At 32.3% G+C, this 22,693-nt stretch carries 19 protein-coding genes and 1 other RNA gene; 16 read left to right on the top strand and 4 right to left on the bottom strand.

Annotated features, from left to right (window positions below):
- Window positions 1–35 precede the first annotated feature (35 nt).
- The 11 genes from E0Z07_RS14050 (at window position 36) to E0Z07_RS14000 (ending at window position 11,515) form a co-directional block, all read left to right on the top strand.
- A complete protein-coding gene (locus tag E0Z07_RS14050; RefSeq protein ID WP_006260387.1) occupies window positions 36–743 on the top strand; it encodes a phosphoadenylyl-sulfate reductase in 708 nt (235 codons plus the stop codon).
- Between the two features lie 20 nt (window positions 744–763).
- Window positions 764–1,666 (top strand): sulfate adenylyltransferase subunit CysD, encoded by a 903-nt coding sequence (gene cysD / locus E0Z07_RS14045; protein ID WP_006260386.1) that lies wholly within the window; start codon window positions 764–766, stop codon window positions 1,664–1,666.
- Window positions 1,667–1,685: 19 nt separating this feature from the next.
- Window positions 1,686–2,921 (top strand): sulfate adenylyltransferase subunit 1, encoded by a 1,236-nt coding sequence (locus E0Z07_RS14040; RefSeq protein WP_006260385.1) that lies wholly within the window; start codon window positions 1,686–1,688, stop codon window positions 2,919–2,921.
- Between the two features lie 16 nt (window positions 2,922–2,937).
- A complete protein-coding gene (locus E0Z07_RS14035) occupies window positions 2,938–3,720 on the top strand; it encodes a serine O-acetyltransferase (RefSeq protein ID WP_006260384.1) in 783 nt (260 codons plus the stop codon).
- 28 nt (window positions 3,721–3,748) lie between these two features.
- A complete protein-coding gene (gene cysK, locus E0Z07_RS14030) occupies window positions 3,749–4,660 on the top strand; it encodes a cysteine synthase A (protein ID WP_006260383.1) in 912 nt (303 codons plus the stop codon).
- Window positions 4,661–4,672: 12 nt separating this feature from the next.
- On the top strand, window positions 4,673–5,485 hold the full coding sequence (gene cobA / locus E0Z07_RS14025; protein ID WP_006260382.1) for a uroporphyrinogen-III C-methyltransferase: 813 nt from the start codon (window positions 4,673–4,675) through the stop codon (window positions 5,483–5,485).
- The gene (locus E0Z07_RS14020; protein WP_006260381.1) at window positions 5,475–7,163 is read left to right on the top strand and encodes a diflavin oxidoreductase; all 1,689 of its coding nucleotides are present in this window, start codon (window positions 5,475–5,477) and stop codon (window positions 7,161–7,163) included. The genes cobA and E0Z07_RS14020 overlap by 11 nt, the downstream gene beginning before the upstream one ends.
- Window positions 7,164–7,174: 11 nt before the next feature.
- The gene (locus tag E0Z07_RS14015) at window positions 7,175–8,818 is read left to right on the top strand and encodes an NADPH-dependent assimilatory sulfite reductase hemoprotein subunit (protein ID WP_006260380.1); all 1,644 of its coding nucleotides are present in this window, start codon (window positions 7,175–7,177) and stop codon (window positions 8,816–8,818) included.
- Between the two features lie 243 nt (window positions 8,819–9,061).
- Entirely contained in the window at window positions 9,062–10,507 is a 1,446-nt protein-coding gene (locus E0Z07_RS14010; RefSeq protein WP_006260379.1) for a TSUP family transporter, read from the top strand.
- Between the two features lie 95 nt (window positions 10,508–10,602).
- A complete protein-coding gene (locus E0Z07_RS14005) occupies window positions 10,603–11,004 on the top strand; it encodes a RidA family protein (RefSeq protein ID WP_006260378.1) in 402 nt (133 codons plus the stop codon).
- Between the two features lie 106 nt (window positions 11,005–11,110).
- The gene (locus E0Z07_RS14000) at window positions 11,111–11,515 is read left to right on the top strand and encodes a hypothetical protein (protein WP_006260377.1); all 405 of its coding nucleotides are present in this window, start codon (window positions 11,111–11,113) and stop codon (window positions 11,513–11,515) included.
- 121 nt (window positions 11,516–11,636) lie between these two features.
- On the opposite strand, the gene E0Z07_RS18060 is transcribed toward E0Z07_RS14000, so the two are convergent.
- Window positions 11,637–11,807 carry a hypothetical protein gene (locus E0Z07_RS18060; RefSeq protein ID WP_006260376.1) on the bottom strand — a complete coding sequence of 57 codons (171 nt, stop codon included), beginning with the start codon at window positions 11,805–11,807 and terminating at the stop codon, window positions 11,637–11,639.
- Between the two features lie 425 nt (window positions 11,808–12,232).
- A complete protein-coding gene (locus E0Z07_RS13995) occupies window positions 12,233–12,709 on the bottom strand; it encodes a GNAT family N-acetyltransferase (RefSeq protein WP_006260375.1) in 477 nt (158 codons plus the stop codon).
- A 101-nt stretch (window positions 12,710–12,810) separates the two neighbouring features.
- Between E0Z07_RS13995 and E0Z07_RS13990 the strand changes: the two genes are divergently transcribed.
- From E0Z07_RS13990 to E0Z07_RS13975, 4 genes are all read left to right on the top strand, one after another.
- Window positions 12,811–13,932, top strand: coding sequence for a hypothetical protein (locus tag E0Z07_RS13990; RefSeq protein WP_006260374.1), 1,122 nt, complete (start codon window positions 12,811–12,813; stop codon window positions 13,930–13,932).
- Window positions 13,933–14,005: 73 nt separating this feature from the next.
- Window positions 14,006–14,806, top strand: coding sequence for a helix-turn-helix domain-containing protein (locus E0Z07_RS13985; RefSeq protein ID WP_006260373.1), 801 nt, complete (start codon window positions 14,006–14,008; stop codon window positions 14,804–14,806).
- A 323-nt stretch (window positions 14,807–15,129) separates the two neighbouring features.
- Window positions 15,130–15,978, top strand: coding sequence for an aldo/keto reductase (locus tag E0Z07_RS13980; protein WP_006263629.1), 849 nt, complete (start codon window positions 15,130–15,132; stop codon window positions 15,976–15,978).
- Window positions 15,979–16,298: 320 nt separating this feature from the next.
- Window positions 16,299–17,834: a serine hydrolase domain-containing protein gene (locus E0Z07_RS13975; RefSeq protein ID WP_006260371.1), complete on the top strand. Its 1,536-nt coding sequence runs from the start codon at window positions 16,299–16,301 to the stop codon at window positions 17,832–17,834.
- A 51-nt stretch (window positions 17,835–17,885) separates the two neighbouring features.
- Here the strand turns inward: E0Z07_RS13975 and E0Z07_RS13970 are convergent, their stop codons facing one another.
- Window positions 17,886–19,094: an NAD(P)-dependent oxidoreductase gene (locus E0Z07_RS13970; protein WP_006260370.1), complete on the bottom strand. Its 1,209-nt coding sequence runs from the start codon at window positions 19,092–19,094 to the stop codon at window positions 17,886–17,888.
- A 220-nt stretch (window positions 19,095–19,314) separates the two neighbouring features.
- Between E0Z07_RS13970 and ssrA the strand changes: the two genes are divergently transcribed.
- Window positions 19,315–19,713, top strand: a transfer-messenger RNA (tmRNA) gene (gene ssrA, locus E0Z07_RS13965).
- A 131-nt stretch (window positions 19,714–19,844) separates the two neighbouring features.
- On the opposite strand, the gene E0Z07_RS13960 is transcribed toward ssrA, so the two are convergent.
- On the bottom strand, window positions 19,845–22,682 hold the full coding sequence (locus E0Z07_RS13960) for a type I restriction endonuclease subunit R (protein ID WP_131540861.1): 2,838 nt from the start codon (window positions 22,680–22,682) through the stop codon (window positions 19,845–19,847).
- Between the last annotated feature and the right edge of the window lie 11 nt (window positions 22,683–22,693).

Below are 22,693 nucleotides of genomic sequence, written 5' to 3'. Positions count from 1 at the left end.
GATAGAGATTATAGTTTATTGAAAAAAAGAATAATATGAGTTTAAAAAATCAATATGAAAAACTGCTTGAGGGTGGGTTAGAAGCCTTGTCCTTTAAAGAACAGATGAAGTATTTAAAAGAACATTTTGAATCAATAACGTTTTCAACAAGTTTCAGTTATGAAGACCAAGTTATCACCCATCTTTTAAAAGATGAAAAAGAGGTTTCTTTTTTTACACTAGATACAGGGAGACTCTTCGATCAGACTTACGATACATGGAGTCTCACTTTAGCAAAGTATAAAATTAATATTACAGCCTATTTTCCAGAGAGTAGTCTTATAGCAGAGTTTGTCAATAAGAATGGACCAGATAGTTTCTACAAATCTGTAGAATTGAGAAAAGAGTGTTGTACTATTCGAAAGGTATTACCTCTGCAGAAAGCCTTAAAGAATCAAGAAATATGGATTACAGGTTTAAGAGCAGAACATTCTCCTAATAGACAAAGCTTGACTCCTTTTGAATGGGATGAACACAATCAAATTATCAAGTTTCATCCTCTGCTATCTTGGTCTACAGAGGAAGTAACAGCGTTTATAGAGCAAAATCAGATTCCCTATAATCCACTACATAAGCAAGGTTATATCAGTATTGGTTGTAGCCCATGTACAAGAGCGATAAGAGAAGGAGAAGATTTTAGGGCAGGAAGATGGTGGTGGGAAGATGCTTCAAAAAAAGAATGTGGATTACACTTAAAACAATAGAATAAATAGTATTAACAGATATGATAGAAAACAATTATTTAGAAACTTTAGAACAAGAGGCAATTTATATTTTGAGAGAAACAGCTGCTCAATTTGAGAAACCAGCCTTGTTGTTCTCTGGAGGAAAAGACTCTATTGTCTTGGTTCACCTGGCACTAAAAGCATTTAGACCAGGTAAATTTCCTTTTCCATTAGTCCATATTGATACAGGACATAATTTTCCTGAGGCTATTGCATTTAGGGATAAGTTAGTGGACCAAATAGGAGAAAAACTAATAGTAGGAAGTGTAGAAGATAGTATTAGAAAGTACAAATTAAAGGAAACACAAGGTCGTTTTCCTTCTAGAAACTCACTACAAGCTTATACTTTATTAGATACTATTCAAGAGCATGAATTTGATGCATGCATAGGTGGGGCAAGAAGAGATGAGGAAAAAGCTAGGGCAAAAGAAAGGATATTTTCTCTAAGAGACGATTTTGGTCAATGGGATCCTAAGCTCCAAAGACCTGAGCTTTGGGATATTGTCAATGGGAATATGCAGACAGGGCATAATACCAGAGTATTTCCTATTAGTAATTGGACAGAGCTAGATATCTGGAATTATATTAAAGCAAATGATATTGAATTGCCAGGATTGTACTTTGCTCATGAACGTGAATGTATTGAGTACAATGATAAATTAATAGCTCTTTCTAGTTTTACTCCAGCTGTTGAAGGAGAAAAAGTAGTCAAATCATCTGTGCGTTATCGCACTGTAGGAGATATGACTTGTACAGCAGCAATAGCTTCTAATGCTATAACAGTAGACGATATTATTGAGGATATAAAAAACTCAAGAATAAGCGAGAGAGGACAGACTAGATTAGATGATTTATTATCTGAATCAGCTATGGAAGACAGAAAGAAGAAAGGATATTTTTAATTGTAGTAAATAAAGTAAAATGGAAACATTAAAATTTATAACAGCAGGGAATGTAGATGATGGGAAAAGTACTTTAATTGGTAGATTACTGTATGATTCTAATAGTATCTCAACAGATCATTTAGGCGTTTTAGCAAGTAAATCAGATATAGGAGAAGAAACGATTGACCTAGCTTTAATTACTGATGGATTAAGAGCAGAACGTGAACAAGGTATTACAATAGATGTAGCATATAAATACTTTTCTACAGTTAATAGAAAGTTTATTATAGCAGATTCTCCTGGACATCAGCAGTATACTAAAAATATGATTACTGCGGCATCTGTATCCGATTTGATTATCCTATTAATTGATATCAGAAAAGGAATTACAGAACAGACCAAACGTCATGCTTCAATCGCTTCTCTGATGGGAATTAAAAAAGTCGTTGTAGCAATCAATAAAATTGATTTAGTAGACTATAACGAAGGTATTTATGAGGAGATTAAGTCAGACTTTGAAGTATTAAGAAGTCAATTAACCTTTACAGAAGTTGTTTATATCCCTATTAGTGCTCTACAAGGAGATAATATTGTAAAGTCTTCATCACTAACTCCTTGGTATACGGGTAAAACCTTGTTAGAGGTCTTAGAGACCATTCATATAGAAAGCCAATTGAGAAATGAAGCTCGTTTTCAAGTACAATTTATTATTAGACCTCAGACGAAGGAGTATTTAGATTATAGAGGGTATGCAGGCTTAGTATTAAGTGGTCAATATAAAGTAGGAGATAGGGTAAGAATACTTCCAAGTAATATTTCTACAACTATCACAAAGTTAGAGAAGAATCTTAGAGATGTATCTAATGTTATAGCAGGTGATAATGTTGTAATGCATTTTGATGCAGATCTGGATATTAGCAGGGGAGATACAATTTATTTAGAAGAACAAAAAGCACCTTTAGCAACGAATAAGCTTACTTCTTGGATAAGTTGGTTAGATACAGAAGATCTGCAATTAGGTAAAACGTATATTTTACAACATCGTTTTCACAGTGTTCGAGTTAAAATCAAATCGATAGATAGAAAGTGGGATATAAATACTCTTGAGTTTAACATAGGTGAAGAGGTGAGCTTAAACGATATCGCACAAGTTAGCCTACAAACCAATCAAGCATTAAACTATGATCCTTTTGTAGAAAATTCTAAAACAGGGAATGCTATTCTAGTAGACGAGACCTCTTATAATACTGTAGGGGCTTTAATGTTCTTGTAAACTACTTTTTACAAGTATGAGGGACTACATATATAACAAGACAATAAAGAATAGAGTACCTAATAAAGAGCTATTTGAAACTTGGTTAGATCGATTCTATAATTGGTTGTTTACCAATTATAACTATGAATCGTTTGCTTGTTTTTTAGCTGAAGAACAGACTTTGTGTCTTGAACTGGAAGTGGTATTACAAAGAGTTATTACTAAAGATAAAGCAGGTCTTAAAGCACAACTGTTTTTTAATCAAGTAGAAACGTTGTATAAATTATTAGAGTCTGATTTAGAGGGATATATGAGTTATGATAAGTCTGTTCAGTCTAAATCAGAAATAATAGCTTTTAACTCAGGTTTTTTAGCGATGTATCTCTATAGGGTCTCACAGGTATTTATTGATCTAGGGATAACTGTTTTGCCTCAGATAGCTAATCGATATGGATACCGTCTTACGGGAATAGATATTAGTCCATTTGCAAAAATAGGTAAACAATTAATACTTATCAATGGTTTAGGAGTTGTGATAGGGAGTACAGTAGTTATAGGAAATAATGTAAGAATACACCAAGGAGTAATCTTAGGAGAACATAGACAGATATTAGATTTGTGTTTAAAGGAATCTATTGTGATTGAAGATAATGTTGTAATACGAGAAAGAGTTTCTATTACAGGAAAAGCCATAACGATTGGTAAAGGATCAAGGATAGGACCAAATCTTCATATACCAAGCTCTATTGAAGCTAATTCCAATGTAGAATTAGATAGTCAATATCGCATAAGAATAAATGAAATAATAATAAAGTAACCAAATTAAAAACCAAAGAGAATATAAAATGAAAGTAGAAAGTATTTTAGGAACAATTGGAAATACTCCAATTATAGGATTAAATAGATTCTTTCCAGGATCAAAACAAACTTGGATAAAGCTTGAAAAAACAAATCCAGGAGGAAGTATTAAAGATCGTATTGCCTTGGCAATGATAGAAGATGCTGAGAAGCAAGGTTTGTTAAAACCAGGAAGTGTTATTATAGAACCAACATCTGGAAATACAGGAATAGGACTTGCTCTGGTAGGAGCTGTTAAGGGATATGATGTTATTTTAGTTATGCCCGAGTCAATGAGTGTAGAGCGAAGAAAATTGATGGAGATATATGGAGCTAAATTTGAATTAACTCCACGAGAAAAAGGAATGAAAGGAGCTATTGAAAAAGCAACCGAATTAGTTCAAGAAATTCCTAATGCATGGTCACCAAGACAATTTAATAACCCTGTGAACGTAGATATTCACAGTAGAACAACTGCATTAGAAATTATTCAAGATTTTCCTGAAGGATTAGATTATTTAGTGACAGGAGTCGGAACAGGAGGGCATATTACGGGGGTATCTAAAGTATTAAAAGAGAAATATCCCAATCTGAAAGTGATTGCTGTAGAACCTGATACTTCTGCTGTATTAAGTGGAGAACCTTCTGGACCACATACTATACAGGGGATTGGGGCAGGCTTTATTCCAGAAATATTAGATTTTAATTTAATAGATAAGGTTGTAAAGATTTCAAAAGAAGAAGCATTTGAAGTAGTAAAAGAAGTTGCTAAAAAAGAAGGTTTACTAGTAGGAATCTCTACAGGAGCATCATTGGCAGCTATTACAAAATTATTGCCTTCTATAGAAGATGGTGCTAAGATATTGACATTTAACTATGATAATGGAGAACGCTACTTATCAGTAGAGGGGCTATTTTAATTCTTGATTGTGATGAATAGTGGAAAAGTTATACTAGCAGGTGCTGGTCCAGGAGATCCTGAGTTAATAAGTCTGAAGGCACTTCGGTATTTAAAAACGGCAGATATAATTCTGATAGATCGTTTAGTCTCGCCTGAGCTTATCGAACTGTATGTCAATAAGACGACAAAGGTTATTTACGTAGGTAAACAGTGTTCTAAAGGGATACATACACCACAGCAAGAGATTAATGAGTTAATGGTTTCGTATGCTAAATTAGGAATGACTGTACTTAGATTAAAGGGAGGAGATGTTTCTATATTTTCTAATATTCTTGATGAATTGCGAGTATTAAAAGAAAATAGAATAAAATATGAGATTATCCCAGGCATTTCTGCAGCATTAGGTGCAGCAGCTTATAGTGCTATTCCTTTGACTAGTAGAGGATATAGTCGTGCAGTTCGTTTCTTGACTTTATTTGATACGATTAGTATAGAACAAGATACTTGGAGAGATTGGGCAAAGACAGAGGATACACTAGTATTCTATATGAGTGGGCAAAAGCTGAAGTATTTAGTACAAGCCTTGCTATCACAAGGGATAGCGTCAGAGAAAGGAATTGCTATTATTCAACAGGCAAGTACTATCTATCAGAAGACAACTGTATATTCTTTTAGAGATATTATGGAAAAAGAGCTGATTGCCTTTGAGTATGTACCAACTTTATTTATTGTGGGTAAAGTAGTTGAATTACATGAGCAATTTGCTTGGAAAGAAGAAATAAAAGAAGGAGAATACTATTCTTATTTTGATAATCATATAAAAGAGTTTCAATATGCAATTTGATCAAAAAATAACAAGTTTACAGAAGCAGGTTGAAAACTATTCGCGAGAAGAACTAATCTGGTTTAATGGTTACCTCTCAGGCTTGTTAGCCCAAAATGAGATACAGCCAAGTAATCCAATTGCTGTTAATCAAAGTTCAAAAGTATCAGTGAAGCCTCTTATTCTTTATGGAAGTGAAACAGGAAATAGTAAGAAAGTAGCACTAGAACTTCTAAAGCTTTGCAAACAGAATAAGTTACAAGCTAAGAGTTTAGACTTAGCTACATATAAAGTTGAAGATTTGAGTAAAGAAGATTTTATCATTCTTATTTGTAGTACACAAGGGGAAGGAGAACCACCTCTTTCTGCTCAGAAATTCTTTGATTCCTTATCTAAAGTAAAACTTGAATTGAGTAACGTAAGGTATTGTTTATTAGCGTTAGGAGATTCTTCTTATCCTCTTTTCTGTAAAGCAGGAGAAGATCTAGATAAATTATTACTTCAACAAGGAGCGCAATCTATTTTACCTCTAAAAAAGTTAGATGTAGATTATAAAGAATATACTGCTACGTGGTTTAAAACAGTCTTAGATACTATAGAGAAATCTAGAGGGAGTATTGTAGAAGAAGGAAATCATAAAGACATTAATGCACAGATTACAGTAGAAAAACCTAATGTAAAAAAGGAGTATCAAGGGGTAGTTAGTCACAATGTATTATTGAACGATAGAGAGTCTAATAAACAAACCTATCACCTAGAAATTCGCAGTGATATCACTATAGACTATCAGCCAGGAGATGCCATAGGGGTTTACCCTCCCAATAAGCTAGGTACAATGATAAGTATAGCTAAGTTATTGGGCGAAGAGAGTAGATATGAAGAGTTAGAGGGGGTGAGCATTACAGGGCTTACAAAAGGGGTAATAAATAAGTTATCAACTTATTTAGGAGTAGATATTATTGAAGATAGGATTGACTTATTGGACCTTTTAGAAATCTATACTAATAGAAAGTCAATAGAACTAGATGGGATAAAAGCGATTCTACAGCCGATTGTACCAAGGCTTTATTCTATTTCGTCTTCTAATTTAGCTCATGAGGATGAAGTACACTTAACTGTAGCTTTAGATCAGTTCTTGGTAGGAGCAGAAAAGAAACAAGGGTTGTGTTCTTCTTATTTTTCTGAATTAGAGGTTGGACAAGAACTCTCATTCTATATTCATAGAAATAGTGAGTTTTATTTACCTGATTCTAATAAGGATATTATTATGATAGGACCAGGAACTGGTATTGCACCATTCAGAGGTTTTATTGAACATAGAGATACAAGTGGAGCAGAAGGACGCAATTGGTTATTCTTTGGAGAACAGCACTTTGTATGTGATTTTTACTATCAGACAGAAATACAACAATGGTTAGAAAGTGGTGTTTTAACAAACCTAGATACTGCTTTCTCTAGAGATCAAAAGCATAAAATATATGTTCAGGATAGGCTAAGAGAAAGAGCTATTGAAGTGTGGGACTGGATAGAATCAGGTGCTATAATTTATGTTTGTGGGCAGAAGTCTCCTATGAGTGAAGATGTTGAACGTGTACTTGTTGAAATCATTATGGAGCAACAAAACACTTCTTTTAAAGCGGCTGAAGAGTATTTAGAAGAAATGTTTTTAAGTGGACAATATAGAAAAGATGTGTATTAAAAAAAGACGAAATGAATCAAGATAAACTATCTCCTATAGAAGGGATAAAAGAAAAAAGCGACGGCTTACGAGGTACGTTAGCACAGAGCTTAAAAGATAATTATACAGGGAATGTAAGGCCTGATGATGAAGCTTTAATTAAGTTTCATGGAATGTATGTCCAAGACGATAGAGATAGACGACAAGAGAGAGCAGAAAAGAAACTAGATAAGCTGTATTCTTTCATGATTAGACTTCGCATACCAGGAGGAGTAATCTCTGCGAAGCAATGGCTGGCTATACATGAAATATCAGAACTATATGGTACAGGTGTATTAAAGATAACAACTAGACAAACTATACAGTTACATGGATTATTAAAGCACCAATTAAGTGATACAATACAAGGTTTTCTTCTTGCTAAACTAGATGCTATTGCTGCATGTGGTGATGTCAATAGAAATGTAATCTGTAGTTCTCATCCACAAGTTTCACCTGTTTTTGAGCAAATTCATCATTATGCAGATAAGATATCTAAAATGCTCTTGCCTAAGACACAGTCTTATTATGAAGTATGGATAGATAACGAAAAGATTTATGATCGATCTATTGAAGCTGATCCTTTATATCAGGACAAGTACCTTCCAAGGAAATTTAAAATAGCCATTGCAATTCCACCAACGAATGATGTAGATGTATTTGCTAATGATATTGGGCTTATTGCTATCGTTGAAGACGATAGATTGATTGGGTTTAACATTGCTATAGGAGGTGGATTATCTACAACACATGGCAATGAGCAAACCTATTCAAGATTAGCTACTGTTATAGGCTTTTCTGACAATGAAGAAGATACGATGAAGTTGATTTATGAAGTATTGACTATACAACGAGATTATGGAAATCGTTCAGACAGAAAGCTTGCTCGTCTAAAATATACTCTTGACAGATTAGGAGTAGAGAACTTTGTCAAGGAACTAGAACATAGAGCAGGAGTACAGCTTCAACCAGCTAGAGCGTATGAATTTACAGAGCGTAATGATAGATATGGATGGCAGCAAGCTCATGATGGTAAATGGTATTATACTTTATTTGTTGAGAATGGTGTAGTACAAACTTATCAAAAAGAGTTCTTATATAATTTATCTAAACTAGCCGTTTCCGATTTTAAATTTACTTGTAATCAGAATTTAATACTTGGAGAAATTGAAGAAGAAGACAAATGGTTAGTAGAGAAGTTATTGGTAGAACACGCAATAGAATTGAGAAATTCAAAACTAAGAGAGAGTTCTATGTCATGTGTGGCATTACCAACTTGTCCATTAGCTTTAGCTGAGGCACAGCGTTATTTACCAGAGCTAATTTCTAAAGTTGAACCATTACTAGCTAAACATAATCTAGGTGAAGAAGAGATTAGTATTCGAATGACAGGATGTCCTAATGGTTGTGGTCGTTCATATTTAGCTGAGATAGGCTTTGTAGGTACTGGTTCACAAGAGTATAATCTTATGCTAGGAGGAGACCGATATGGTACTCGATTAAATCAACTATATAAGAAAAAGATAAAAGAAGAAGAGATCTTATCGCATTTAGATAATTTATTTGGCCAATACAAAGAAGAAGCTTTAGCTAAAGAAACTTTTGGGGACTTTACCTATAGAAAATTCTTTGCTTAAAAAATAAACTAAAACTACCACCACAAAACAATTATTCAATGAAAGTCTGTTGCATTTTTATTACTTCTTTCCTGTTCTAAGGAACTATAAGAGCTACTTTATCTCAGAGTAGTTTAATCACTATTAAACATTGTAAAACAAATTGTAGATCAATCTGCCAGATTGGTCCTGAGGGACTTATATCTCTTTTTTTATTCTTTAAGTATATGATTTTATAGTTAAAGGGTTGTAATATAATAGATTATGAAAAACACATTATTCCCAATATTTCTAAAAACGACTCATTCCAATTTTTTAATTGTAGGAGGAGGTAATGTTGGTTTAGAGAAAACAAAAACATTGCTAAAACAAAATGAACTAACTCATATTACGGTTGTTTCTATTGATTTTAAACCTGAATTCTTTGAATTAAAAACCACCCATGCTAATCTAATATTGAAGCATAGAAGCTTTCTAATAGAAGATTTGTATCAAATGGACTTAGTAGTAATAGCGACGAATAATACTGGCTTAAATCAAGAAATAAAAGCTTTAGCCAATAGTAAGGGATTATTAGTCAATGCAGCTGATCAGCCAGACTTATGTGATTTTTATCTTGGGTCTATCGTAACCAAAGGACAACTAAAGATAGCCATATCTACTAATGGTCAATCACCTGTATTGGCTCGTAGAATGAGAGAGTATTTAGAAGAAGAAGTGCCTGATAATGTAAGCGATAGTATAGAACATTTAAATCAGTATAGAGCACGTCACAAAGGAAATCTAAGAGAAAAGCTCAATAGTTTAAATCGAGTAACATCCGTTATGACCAATCGTAATTATGAGAGAAAACAACTTTTTTCTAAAATCTTTAGACTCACTACTCTTGTGTTAGTTTTTGTATTGGGATATGCTTTATCTAATGTTATTACGTTTCATGATATTCAAGCTGGCTTAGCGAGTATGCCTTCAGAGTTTTACTATGTTTTCATTATTGGATTTTTAGCACAGATAGTTGATGGTGCATTAGGATTGGGATATGGAATGACTTCAGCCTCAGCTATGATGGCTATGGGGCTAAGTCTTCCCACTATATCAGGGAGCATTCATACTGCAGAGATGTTTTCTAGTGCAGTATCTGGATACACACACTACAAGTTTAAAAATGTAAATAAGAAACTACTGCTCTGGCTGAGTATTCCTGGAGTAGTAGGGGCTATTTTAGGGTCGTTGTTTGTGATCTATATTGGTAGTGAGTATGAGTATATCGCTTATCCATTTGTAGCATTATACTTAATGATTATTGCTATTAGGTTAATTAGTTTAGCGTTAAGAAACTCAGTAATCAGAAAGAAAGTCAAATACGTTGGTTTTCTAGGCTTTTCAGGAGGTTTCTTTGATGCTTTTGGAGGAGGAGGCTGGGGGCCTATAGTTACTTCTACGCTTCTAACTAAAGGAAGACCTACTAGATATGTCGTAGGGACAGTATCCTTAGCGGAGTTCTTTGTAACTTTTGCTGCTTCTATGGTTTTCTTTTCGAAGTTGGGATTCGGTTATTGGTATATCTTCTTAGGCTTAGCTTTAGGAGGGGTATTTGCAGCTCCTTTAGCAGCAAGGCTAGCTGGTAGAATGCCTAAACGCATCTCTTATATCTGTGTAGGATTATTGGTTTTTGTAGCTAGTTTAAGAATAGTCATTAAGTTTATATAGGATGAGTAAGAAAGAACAATAGACTTGTCGGTTTTATACAATTTTACTTGTAACTCCTAGTCTAGTTTTGCACTAGAATATTTAATAATAAAACCATGCAAGACATTCAAAAAGTAGTTAGAACTACTCCAACAACGTTATCAAGACCAGTAGGGAATTATTCACATATCACTATTGTGCCTAAAAATGCAACTATTTATACTTTCTCTGGACAGATAGGTACTGACGGTAATGGTGTGATACCAATTGACTTTAATCAACAAGTAGACAATACGTTTAGCAATATTGCTGCCTTGTTAGAAAGCCAAAACCTAACAGAGGTTGATATTATAAAAGTTAATATTTGGGCAACTAAAGAGATTGATTGGGATTATTTTGATAGCGTATGGAGGGAGTTCTTTAAAACTGGAAATCCTTCTATGACTGTAGCTTATATCTCAGCTTTAGGACTTCCTGAGATTGATTTGGAGATCGAGATTTGGGCAGCTAAGGTCTAATCTATTAGAAGAAATAGATAAAGTGCTTCGAATAATCCATCTATTTCTTTTGAATGTCCATTTTTCATTTGACCATAAAAGGAGTCCTTTACAAAAAATAAAATTTATGAGTCAATTAGATGCAAAGCAATTCCCTATAGTAAAAGTAATTATTCAATCTGTCAATGAAGGACATGATCAAGATCAGTATTTTAATGACTATGAAGCATTACTAAAAACAGGTAAAAAATTTGTTATGATTAATGAGGTGAGCGCACCTGATGTAAAGGATACTAAGAGTAACAAGGATCACATGAAGAAAATGAACCTGTGGATGAAAAAGAATAGAGAGCAACTACGCAATAATGTATTAGCCATGATACAAGTAGAACCTAATGAAGAAAAACGCCAAGTAGCAATAGACTTTAAAGAGATTTTCTTTAAGTATTGGGGGCATGAACTTTTTGTAGTCTCTACTGCAGAAGAGGCATTAGTATTAGCAAATGAAAAATTACTAATAGTAAATAAGTAACCATTAGATTTAATATCTAATAAGTCACTTGAGGTTGTTTTTATAGTCCATAAAAAATCCTACAGACAATAGCGTTTGTAGGATTTTTTGGTTTATAAAAGTGACAATAACCTTTAAAAGGTTATTTAAAACTAGTTTCAAAAGTACTTTTAAAAACTTGAATTTCTTTCTTCGTAGTTACAGAAATAAGCTTGTATAAGTCCTCAGGTATAAACTTATTTTTCTCTATAATATCTTTGATAATGTACTCTTCATTGGTTTCTATATCGACTACTTTGTCTTTAACTTTCATGTGTTCTCTTTTAGTTTGAAAGCAAAATTAAGAAGAAAAGAAGAGTATTGCTCTTCTTTTTTTAGCTAAATAGACAATAAAAATCACCTTTAAAAGAAAGAAATAAACTATAAATTACTTTTTAAGGCGACTAGTGTTCTAAATTAAATTTAAAAGAAATAATTTACTTTTTAGTATTCAATAAAGGGATAATGGCTAGCTTATTAATTAAACAAGTTAGCTCTTTTTTAGTTATCCTATAGCTTATGTACTTCTGATTGGATCTAATTGTAAATAGGTTTATACTCTGTCAGCATTAAGTCTGTAATGACTCCGTTAAAATAGCATATTTAACGGAGTGAGTACGGACTCATAACGGACTCACTACGGACTCACTGCTATGAAAAGTTGTCTCGACCTACTAGAACTGTATAGTTTTTAAAAGGCTATATACTTTTAGTCATACAGTGTTGAGGGCCTTTAATGCCTTGATACGTTCTTCCAGAATCTTCATAACCCGTTTTTAAGTATAGATTATAAGCGAGAGCGTTCTCATAGTTAACCCCAAAGACTATTTCATTTACAGTAGGATAATATTCTCTTACTAAGTCAGGTAATAGAAGCATAGTAACTTTAGCTATTCCTTTGCCCTGTTGATTAGGCATGATAGATAATGCGCGTAGTAAAATAGAATCTTTATTCTCTGTATATATCAAACGATCATCAGATAGGTCTAAAGAGAATAGGCCTACTGGGGTATCATCAGATAAGATACAATATTGAGTACGCATTGTATTCTCCATAATATCAGGATTAGTCAGCATATACTTTGGCACAAGAGCAAACGTAGCTTGTTGCTCGTCTAATTCATAAGAAGTTAGTTCATCAAAGTATTTAGGATCATAAGGTTGTATCGTTATCATATTCTTGTCAATTTAAGCCAAGCAATTTAGAATAATATTTTTGTTTTTTTATTGTTAGTTTAAGAGGAAAACGTTTTCTTTATGAGTATATAAGAATATAAATGAAAAAGTATTTATTTATAGTAGTCTGCTTTTTTTTGACTAATGCTATTTTTAGCCAAGAACAATTAATGGATAGTATTATATTAAAGAACTATTCAACTTTTAATATAGAAGCTGAGAAAGAGTCTTTTAAAGGACAAGGTTGGCATGCTTTAGTAACGGAAATGAGCAAAGCTAATTCTGTATTGATTGGGGAAACTCACTTTACAAATGAGGTACCTTATTTTGTCAATGCTGTAATTGATGCAGTTAAATTTGATATCTACTTTCAGGAGATAGATCCTTATTCAAATGGTATTATCGAAAATAAGATTAAGACATTATCTCAAAAGAAACTTGAGCAATTTATTAAGGAGTACAGTTCTACTTTTTCATTTTTAGAGAGAAAAAAGGACTTCTATCTCTATAAAAAAATTGTTGAAAAAGGGATAAGAACATATGGTTTAGAACAAGTTTATTTAGATGCTGATAGGTTGATTATCTCTTATTTAAAAGAGCAGACAAAGAATAAAGAGACTGCTAAAGTTCTTTCTCACATGTTAGATACATCAAATAAATTAGCTTTAGAAGAGGATACCTATCTATTTTCAGAAGATTTTATAGAAAAGAGTAATCTATTACTTAATACTAAACTATCTTCAAAGGAGCAAGAGCACCTAGAAGCAATAAAGTTAAGTAGAGAGATTTATTTAGGAGGTAAACATCACTTAAGAATACAAGTAATGAAGCATCAATTACTAGAAGAACTTCCACATTGGTCAAGTAAGAAAAACCTTTTTAAGTTTGGAGCAGTTCATACCCCTAAAGGAGAAAGTTTAATGGAGATATATGATATAGGTAATCTAGTATTTAATATAGAAGACGCTAACTTTAGAACATCTCTACACATAATACTGATAGGAAAGACTGCAGCTGAAACTATGGATGATCTTAAATTATACAGTTCTTTCTTAGGTGTTGTGACTACTAATGATTGGTATTGTTTTGATCTTAAGCCTTTGCAAAAAGCAATTTCTCAAGGCAAACTAAAAATAGGAGATCAGACTTTACTAAGAATTGTAAAAGGGAATGATTTTTTAATCTATATTCCTGAGTTGACGGAGAGTGAAAAATTCTTATAAATTACTTTGATATAAAAGAAGAAATTAAAGGTCTAAAAATATAGTATCTTTGATGTAATAATAAGATTTAGTTATGCATTATCGAGAGATCCTCCCAATATTGCCCTTACGAGATTATGTCCGTTATTTTTGGGTATTAGAAAACTCAAATGATAAGGCAGAAAAACAAACTTTTAAGATACTTCCTGATGGTATACCCACTTTAATCTATCAAGATAGGCCTAACTTATTTTTAGATCAATATCATCAAGTAGCTCCACAACTCTATGTCTATGGACAGTTTAGTCAGTTTACAGATCAGAGTGTAGAGGGGAGTTTTAGGATAATCGGAGCATATCTAGAACCTACAGCTTTAAAGGCGTTATTTAAATATGATGCTATTGAATTTAGTAATAAAAATATAGCCTTAGAAGACATTGTCCCTAATACGCTTTTAGAACAACTAGTACACACGGATACTATTGAGGAGAAAATAGGTTTATTATCTTCTTTTCTTCTAGAGCAGATTCAGTATAATAGATTTGAGAATAAAAAGATAGATTATATCTCTCTATTATTACAAAAGGGAAAATCATTAAAAGAAATACAAGATGAAATAAATATTTCTGAGAAAACATTAGAACGGCTTGTAAAACAATATATAGGAATGTCTCCTAAGTTGTTTTCAAGAATTATGCGATTTCAGTCTAGCCTTGATTTGTTAAGAGAGAGTAAGTTTAAGAACTTAACGACACTTTCTTATCAGAGTGATTATTATGATCAATCTCATTATATAAGGGAGTTTAAAGAGTTTACAGGGGTTAGCCCAAAGGAATTTATAAAATCCTCTGATGAACAATTGATTAACTTCCCTCTATTTAAATCAGAGGAATAAACTTGTATTCGTCTAAGTATTAGATATGGAGGAGTATCTTATAATAATCCATTAAATTCTGTTTAATATCCATTTTATAATTGGTTAAAAATACAGTCCTTTACTTTTACATAATTCCAATTTTTAAAACTACCTAGAGATATAAATTGAAGTAATTTATAGTGAATATTCACAGCGTCATTTATAAGAATGGCACCTTATAATTGACCTATAAAGATATACCTATCTTACTTCTAAAGTTAATTTCTGTTTTTCCGAAAAAAGACTTTTTATATTATCTTTAGAGGAGTTCACTTGGAATAATTTATTTAAAAGAAAACATGATGAATAAAATAAAACTTAATGATGGGAATCTAATTCCGTCAATCGGATTTGGAACTTACAAAGCAACTAAAACAGAAGGGGTTTTAGCAGTAAAAAATGCTTTAGATAAAGGATATCGCTTACTAGATACAGCTGCTATATATCAGAATGAAGAAGAAGTAGGGCAAGGTATAAAAGAGAGTGGTGTTCCTAGAGAAGATATCTTTGTGACTACAAAAGTATGGAGAGAGAATATGGGATATGAAGAGACTAAAAAGGCACTTGATATTTCGTTAGAGAAACTAGGTCTTGATTATATCGATCTTTATTTAATTCACTGGCCAGCTAATTATAAAAACTTCGGTGATGATTGGAAAAAAGTGAATGCAGATACTTGGCGTGCTATGGAAGAATTACAAGCTGCAGGTAAAATAAAATCAATAGGAGTAAGTAACTTTTGGGAAGAGCACTTAGAGGCTTTATTAGAAACGGCTAAAGTTATCCCTGCTATTAATCAGTTAGAATTTCATCCAGGGTATTGGCAGCCAGAATTAAAAGCATATTGCGAAAAGAAAAATATTGTCATAGAAGCCTGGTCACCATTAGCTAGAGGTAAAGTGTTTAATAATGAGGTGTTAATCAGTATTGCAAAGAAACATAATAAGTCAATCTCTCAGGTATGTTTAAGATGGTGTTTACAACATAATACAATAGCAATACCGAAGTCTAATACTCTAGAAAGAATTATTGATAATATGAATATTTTTGATTTTGAGTTAAGTGATCAAGATATGGATCAAATAAATAATTTACCTAAAATGGGATTCAGTGGTGAAGTGCCTAATGAATGGCCTGACTATGTAGTTTAATATCAAAACGAATCAAGTATTTTAAACCCAGATTAAGCATTAGCCAAATACTGCAAAGCAATTCTACTTCATATCTCTTTCATTTGTTCTAAAACCATACTACTGTATGCTTTTTTCTTAAATTCAGAGCTATTTTGTATAATTACTTTTCGTTTATATGTCTATCGCTTAATCTGGGTTAAACAAAGCCTATAGGCACAGAGTGTGTTTATAGGCTTTGTTCGTTCTATATGAAGGGGAAAGGAGTGATTATTTGTTAGTTAATAAAAAATAAATCGTATTATAGTGCTTTAAAATATAAGTACCTAATCCTTCTTAATATGAACTATAAATTAATTATTCCATTATCGTTTTTGTTTATTTCTTTTACAGGAATGGCAAATGATGTATATAAAGATAGAAATGGGAAATACTATAATATTCAACAATTATCACAAGAAAAGGGAGTAGATAAATCTTTTAAAGAACTATGTCTGATCATAAATCAATATGCTGAGAGCACTCTTCAGAAAGGTAATGTCAACTCATTAGCGATTGCCATTTATAGAGATGGAGAGGTTTATCAGCAGTATTATGGAGAATTAGATAAAGAGTCCAAACAACGACCTAGTGATAATACACTCTATGAGATTGCTTCTATTTCTAAAGTTTTTGCAGGCTCTTTAGTCGCTAAAGCGGTTCTAGAGCAAAAGATTACACTAAATGATGATATCAGAACTTATTTAAAAGGAGATTATCCAAATTTGCAGTTTGAAGGAACTCCTATTACCATTCAGAATTTAGTAACACATACTTTGGGGCTTCAAGATAGAGCTCCTAAAGAGTTAGATGAAATATATAAGAAGACGAGAGAGGGATATTATGAAAATAGACCATTTAGTTATACGATGTCTGATCTATTAGAAGAATTAAAAACAGTCAAATTAGATAAGAAACCAGGTACATTCTACGACTATAACTCAGTAGGACCAGAATTAGTTACTTATATTTTAGAGCAGGTATATCACAAGCCTTATAAAGAGCTATTACAGGAGTTGCTGGATGAGCTTAACTTGAAGCAGACTTCTTTAAATGAGTATGATAGGTATAAGAAACAATTAGCCATAAGTTATAACGAAAATGGGGAAGTAGCTCCTTTACTAAGAAATCCTCTATTAGGTGGATCATATGGTATGATAAGTAGTTTACCTGACTTAACTAAGTTTATGAAGTTTCAGTTACAAAGCAATCAACCTTTTATAAAGGAAGCCTCTCGATTATTATTTAAAGAAGAAGAAGACGGTGATGATAAAGGATATTTCTGGGATGTGGGATACGGTCTGAAGGAAGGTGCTTATTATGGAAAGACAGGAACGTCAATAGGGGTACAAAGTGGTATTCTTGTTTGTCCAGATTCACGTTATGGAATGATAATAATGATGAATAATACTTCGGATGCTGCACAAGATGATTGGTTAGAATTGTATAATAAAATAGAAACAGCATTAATTACTTATCCTAAGATAAACCTAGTATCCCTGCTAGAAAAAGAGTTTAAAAATAACTTTAGTTTAGCTTTAGAGAAGTATAAAACGTTAAAAGCAGATAAAGAACATTATCTCTCAGGGTCATTCTATTTAAATAATTTAGGATATAACTTTCTGAAGAGAAAAGAGATTGATAAGGCAATAAAGGTATTTGAATTAGCGATTCAGTATGATACTAATAATGCTAATTTATACGATAGCTTAGGAGAAGCTTACTTTCTAATGAAGGATTATAAAATGTCTTTATTAAGTTATAAGAAATCACTAGAGCTAGATGCTGAGAATAAGAATGCACAAGAAATGCTAATTAAAATACAATTACTTAAATAAAAAGTATTCTTTACTAAAAAAGGCTATCATTATTCTGATAGCCTTTCCTATTTATTCTTTATTATCTACGAAGTCTTGTAAATAACTAAATCTATCTGTTAGTTTACCACCTTTAGTAATAGTAGCTCTTTCTAGTATTTTATCTTTATCTCCATTAAAGAAGGCAGGTAATACTTGTTCTACAAATACTTCACCAAATCCTTCACTAGCATCTTTTGGTAATTCACAAGGCAAATTATCAATAGCCATCACTGTTATTGCTGCAGGATGGTCAAATTCTACTTCTGTACCTTTCCCTGGATGATATCCATAGAATGGCTCTGCTATAGTAGATGCTTTCAATGTAGAGGCTATAGGGCCATGATCTACATCGCATGAGATATCACCAATTACTTTAATTTGATTAAAAGGAGAATTTAGCATCTCTTTTGTCAAGATAACAGGAGCTCCTTTTTTAAAGAAGTGCCCAGTCATCAGGATATCTGCTACACGAGTAAATCTATCGAAGTCACTAGTGTATAGTTCAGGATGGTCATAAAAATCTTGTTTGTTTCCTTCAGTCCCATCTATTCTTTTGTAATAGTCTTCAACACCTATCTGTGTGTATACAGGTCTATCATACTTTTGGGTTAAGAAGTGTTCTTTAGAAACCTTCTTCATTTTCATCCCGTCTAGTATTTCCATAATACCATGTGCTACCTTTCCAGTTCCAGTTACAACTATCTTAATAGGAGGGAAGTACTGTTTTTTTAATCGATAGATTAAATCTTCTTTGTGAAGTAAGGTTTCAGCCTTGGCTAATTCGAATAATTCATATTTTAACCCAAAGCCTCTTAGCGTATTGTATGCACCTACTATACCTGCATATCTACCAAAGCCAATAATTCTAGTGTTTTTTCCGTCTACAAATGTCTCGTGATCCATTAATGTAATGTTCTTTTCTAAACAAGCTTGTAAGAGCTTGCGATTATGTTCTTGTTTTTTTATTGTGTGCGAAAAAAAGACATAAGTTTTATTTGGTATAAGGTAATCAACAGGAATTTCTTTTACCCCAAGGAGAAGATCACAGTCTGTCATATCACTTGATAGTTCTAATCCTTCAGAAGCATAGTTTTCATCTTTAAAAATTCTAATGTCTGAATGTTCTATCTTAATAGACAGCTCGTTATATTTGTCTAAAGCTTTTTTTACCTGCTTAGGACAAAGCACAACTCTCCTATCAGGAGGCGATTTACGCTCCTTAATAATTCCTAATTTCATAATTTGTTTGTTTGTTTTTTGGTTGGTTTTTCAAATATAGAATTATTTCGGACTCACACAACTATTTTGAATCATAATTTTAGAATTATATACAGTTTTTAATAAGTATTGACGAATAAAATACAGTATGTGAATATTCTAAGAGGAAGAAATAGTATTTGTTTGATTTTTTAAAAATAAATTGTACTTTTGCATTTCATTGCTAACTAAGGCAATCATTGGGGTCGATCGGTATTGACAGCGAGTGGAATTAGTTAGTAAGCACGTCGAGCGTTGTTAGATTGCTCGTAAATATCATCTAACGAACTTTTTAAACGGCGAAAATAACTACGCTTTAGCTGCTTAATCTGAATTATAGTAAGATTGCCTTTAGTTTCCACCAGGTGGAAGAGCTGAATTCTCCTAAAGAGCCTTGGTTTATGGCGCTTTGTTAAGGGGAACCGTAAAGTAAACCTAGAGATGTCTATTGTTTCGCTAGCATTTCGAAATCTTAGGAACTAAGCTTTTGGTGGCTGTTTTTTGCCAAGCCAACGGTCGAAAATCTAATAAAAAACTAAGCGTGTAGAAAGCTTCCTGATTGCTTGTTTGGACCCGAGTTCGATTCTCGGCGACTCCACTAAAACAAAAGCCTAACTATTGATAATTAAATAGTTAGGCTTTTTTAGTTTTATTTTTGCACACAATTTGCACACTAAATGTTTTTAAAGTTACTTTTATCAAATAAAAAGAAGGCTTTTAAACTTTAAAATATCATCCTCTCAAAAATCTGTCAGCAAAGTAATTTACTTTAGAAATTAATCGTTCGCCAATGGTTCTACGTTCTCTAAATGATGGCTTTTCTTTTAGTGTTTCAACTAATTCACTATTTGTTGGAAATCTACCTGTAAACATATAGCTTTCTAAAGCTTCTTTTAATTTACTTTCATTTATATTTTCTTCTAATACAAGATAGTTAAACTCTTTTACCTTCTCTGTATTCGTAAAGTTTTCAAAAGCTTCTGTAACATCTTCTTTTGAGCTTATAACAGGTAGTTGTTCAATAATAAATCGTTCTATTAAATCTCGTTTATTTCTTAAAACAGGGTCATTATCAACCATTGATAAAATTTCTGACTGACGTTTTTTCTTGGTTTCTGTTTCAATTTCTTCTTCTTCTAAGTTGGCTAATAAACGTAAAATATAATCTACGTTTACAATATCCTTATGAATCAACTCTAAATGAAAATCAACTTCGTTTAAAATTGAATCTTTATTAGGTGCGTTTTCTACTTCTCGTTTTAAATCTTGGTACTTAGAACTGTAATTATTAAACGCTTGTTCATCTAATATTAAATCATCAAAATTAAAATCTGCATACGTATCCATGCGGTTTTTTAACCTCAACAATTCTCTAAACGCTTTTACAAACTGTAATTTTTGAGTTTCAGAATAAAAATCATCTACACTTTGATACGTTGGTGCAATGGCTAAAAGTTTTGTTACCGCTTCATTAAATTGCTCAATATAATCTTCTAAAGGCGGTACAATAATAACTTCTTTTGCATTTCTATTAGAAAACAATTCGATAGCTTCGTCAGTTGCCTTTTTAAGATTTCTAAAAACAACAATTTGTCCGTAGGGTTTATTTTCTCCTTTTAATCGGTTTGTACGAGAATAAGCCTGAATTAAACCGTGATATTTTAGATTTTTATCTACATATAAGGTGTTTAAGCTTGGCGAATCAAAACCCGTTAAAAACATATTTACAACAAATAAAATGTCAATTTCTTTTTCTCTTACTCGTTTTGCTACATTCTTATAATAATCGTTAAACGATTTGCTGTCTTTGGTTGAATAGCTTGTACCAAATTCCTTATTGTATTCTTCTATGTATTTATCTAAAACATCTCTTGTATGAATATCAACTTTTGCATTGCTGAAGTATAAATTTTCTTCAGGAATTTCTCCTGATTTATCTTCATTTGCATCTTCATTTGCTGTATAGCTAAATATAGTTGCAATTTTCAAATTGTGTTTCCCTTCGTTTTTTAGCTTCCTAAATACATCGAAATATTTAATTAAGGTTTTGGTATTACTAATGCAAAACATCGCTGTAAAGCCTTTGTTTTTTGCTTTAGTGTCGTGGTTGTTTATAATGTAATTGGCTATTTTTTCAATACGTTCATCACTTTCAAAAAGTTCGGTGGTATCAATAGCTTCTACTTCAATATCTAAATTGTTTTTAGATGTTTCTTTGTATTTGTATCTACCGACATACTCTATTGAAAAAGGCAGTACATTATTATCATTGATTGCATCAGTAATAACGTAATCGTGTAATCGTTCGCCAAACAAATCGGTTGTTAATTTTTTAACTCCGTTTTTTGAATATGCGTTTTCAGTTAAAATTGGTGTTCCAGTAAAACCAAACATTTGATGGTTTTTAAAAAACTTTACAATGCGTTTATGTGTATCGCCAAACTGCGAACGGTGGCATTCATCAAAAATAAAAACCACTTTTTTATCCGCTAAATCGCTCATTACTTTGGTGTGCTTTTCTTTGCTGATAGCGGTGTTTAATTTCTGAATGGTGGTTACAATTAGTTTAGTATTTACATCGGCAAATTGTTGTACTAATTTCCTAGTATTATCTGTAGAATCTACAGAACCAGGACTAAACTCGTTAAATTCTCTTGATGTTTGATAATCTAAATCGGTTCTATCTACACAAAAAACAACCTTATCTACCTTTGGCAGTTTAGATAAAATTTGACTTGCTTTAAATGAAGTCAGCGTTTTCCCTGAACCCGTTGTATGCCATATATAACCGTTGGTAGTGCTGTTTTTTACTTTATCAATTATTTTTTCTACCGCATAATATTGATACGGACGTAAAACCATAATTTGCTTATTGCCTTCGTGTAAAACAATATAACGTGTTATCATTTTACTTACATGGCATTTGTCTAAAAATGTGTTGGTAAAATCTTCTAAATCAGAAATACGTTTGTTTTTTTCGTCAGTCCAATAAAATGTAAATTTAAAATCTTGGTTTTTGCTGTAGGTGTAATATTTTGTATTTGCTCCGTTGCTTATCACATACAATTGCACGTACTGAAACAAACCTAAACCAGCACCGTAACTATGTTTATGATACCTCAACACTTGGTTAAACGCTTCTTTAATTTCTAAACCACGTTTTTTTAATTCGATTTGTACCAATGGCAAACCGTTGATTAAAATTGTAACATCATAACGGTTTTCGTATTTGCCGAGCATCGTTACTTGGTGGGTTACTTGGTATTCGTTTTTGCACCAATGTTCCATGTTTAAAAAATCCACGTAAACGGTTTCATTATCATCGTTTTTAAACGAAAACTTATCTCGTAAAACCTTTGCTTTATCAAACGGATTTAATGCTTTGGTTAAATGATTTAAGATTTGCTTAAATTCTGAATCTGAATATGTAGTATGATTAAACTTTTCTAGTTGTTTTTTTAGGTTGACAACTAAATCACCTTCGTTAGTAATTTTTACACGCTCGTAACCATTGCTAACCAATTGTTTAATCATTTTATTTTCTAGTGCTTGTTCTGATTGGGCAGTCATAAGTTGTAAAA

Origin of the sequence: Myroides odoratimimus (assembly GCF_004337635.1) — a bacterium.
GTDB classification, from domain to species: Bacteria; Bacteroidota; Bacteroidia; order Flavobacteriales; family Flavobacteriaceae; genus Flavobacterium; species Flavobacterium odoratimimum.
This window is presented reverse-complemented; position numbering and strand designations above follow the sequence as displayed.

Excerpts from the sequence above, each read along its gene's own strand:
- E0Z07_RS14050 (WP_006260387.1), top strand. The coding sequence starts at position 36 with ATGAGTTTAAAAAATCAATATGAAAAACTGCTTGAGGGTGGGTTAGAA.
- cysD (WP_006260386.1), top strand. The coding sequence starts at position 764 with ATGATAGAAAACAATTATTTAGAAACTTTAGAACAAGAGGCAATTTAT.
- E0Z07_RS14040 (WP_006260385.1), top strand. The coding sequence starts at position 1,686 with ATGGAAACATTAAAATTTATAACAGCAGGGAATGTAGATGATGGGAAA.
- E0Z07_RS14035 (WP_006260384.1), top strand. The coding sequence starts at position 2,938 with ATGAGGGACTACATATATAACAAGACAATAAAGAATAGAGTACCTAAT.
- cysK (WP_006260383.1), top strand. The coding sequence starts at position 3,749 with ATGAAAGTAGAAAGTATTTTAGGAACAATTGGAAATACTCCAATTATA.
- cobA (WP_006260382.1), top strand. The coding sequence starts at position 4,673 with ATGAATAGTGGAAAAGTTATACTAGCAGGTGCTGGTCCAGGAGATCCT.
- E0Z07_RS14020 (WP_006260381.1), top strand. The coding sequence starts at position 5,475 with ATGCAATTTGATCAAAAAATAACAAGTTTACAGAAGCAGGTTGAAAAC.
- E0Z07_RS14015 (WP_006260380.1), top strand. The coding sequence starts at position 7,175 with ATGAATCAAGATAAACTATCTCCTATAGAAGGGATAAAAGAAAAAAGC.
- E0Z07_RS14010 (WP_006260379.1), top strand. The coding sequence starts at position 9,062 with ATGAAAAACACATTATTCCCAATATTTCTAAAAACGACTCATTCCAAT.
- E0Z07_RS14005 (WP_006260378.1), top strand. The coding sequence starts at position 10,603 with ATGCAAGACATTCAAAAAGTAGTTAGAACTACTCCAACAACGTTATCA.
- E0Z07_RS14000 (WP_006260377.1), top strand. The coding sequence starts at position 11,111 with ATGAGTCAATTAGATGCAAAGCAATTCCCTATAGTAAAAGTAATTATT.
- E0Z07_RS18060 (WP_006260376.1), bottom strand. The coding sequence starts at position 11,807 with ATGAAAGTTAAAGACAAAGTAGTCGATATAGAAACCAATGAAGAGTAC.
- E0Z07_RS13995 (WP_006260375.1), bottom strand. The coding sequence starts at position 12,709 with ATGATAACGATACAACCTTATGATCCTAAATACTTTGATGAACTAACT.
- E0Z07_RS13990 (WP_006260374.1), top strand. The coding sequence starts at position 12,811 with ATGAAAAAGTATTTATTTATAGTAGTCTGCTTTTTTTTGACTAATGCT.
- E0Z07_RS13985 (WP_006260373.1), top strand. The coding sequence starts at position 14,006 with ATGCATTATCGAGAGATCCTCCCAATATTGCCCTTACGAGATTATGTC.
- E0Z07_RS13980 (WP_006263629.1), top strand. The coding sequence starts at position 15,130 with ATGAATAAAATAAAACTTAATGATGGGAATCTAATTCCGTCAATCGGA.
- E0Z07_RS13975 (WP_006260371.1), top strand. The coding sequence starts at position 16,299 with ATGAACTATAAATTAATTATTCCATTATCGTTTTTGTTTATTTCTTTT.
- E0Z07_RS13970 (WP_006260370.1), bottom strand. The coding sequence starts at position 19,094 with ATGAAATTAGGAATTATTAAGGAGCGTAAATCGCCTCCTGATAGGAGA.
- E0Z07_RS13960 (WP_131540861.1), bottom strand. The coding sequence starts at position 22,682 with ATGACTGCCCAATCAGAACAAGCACTAGAAAATAAAATGATTAAACAA.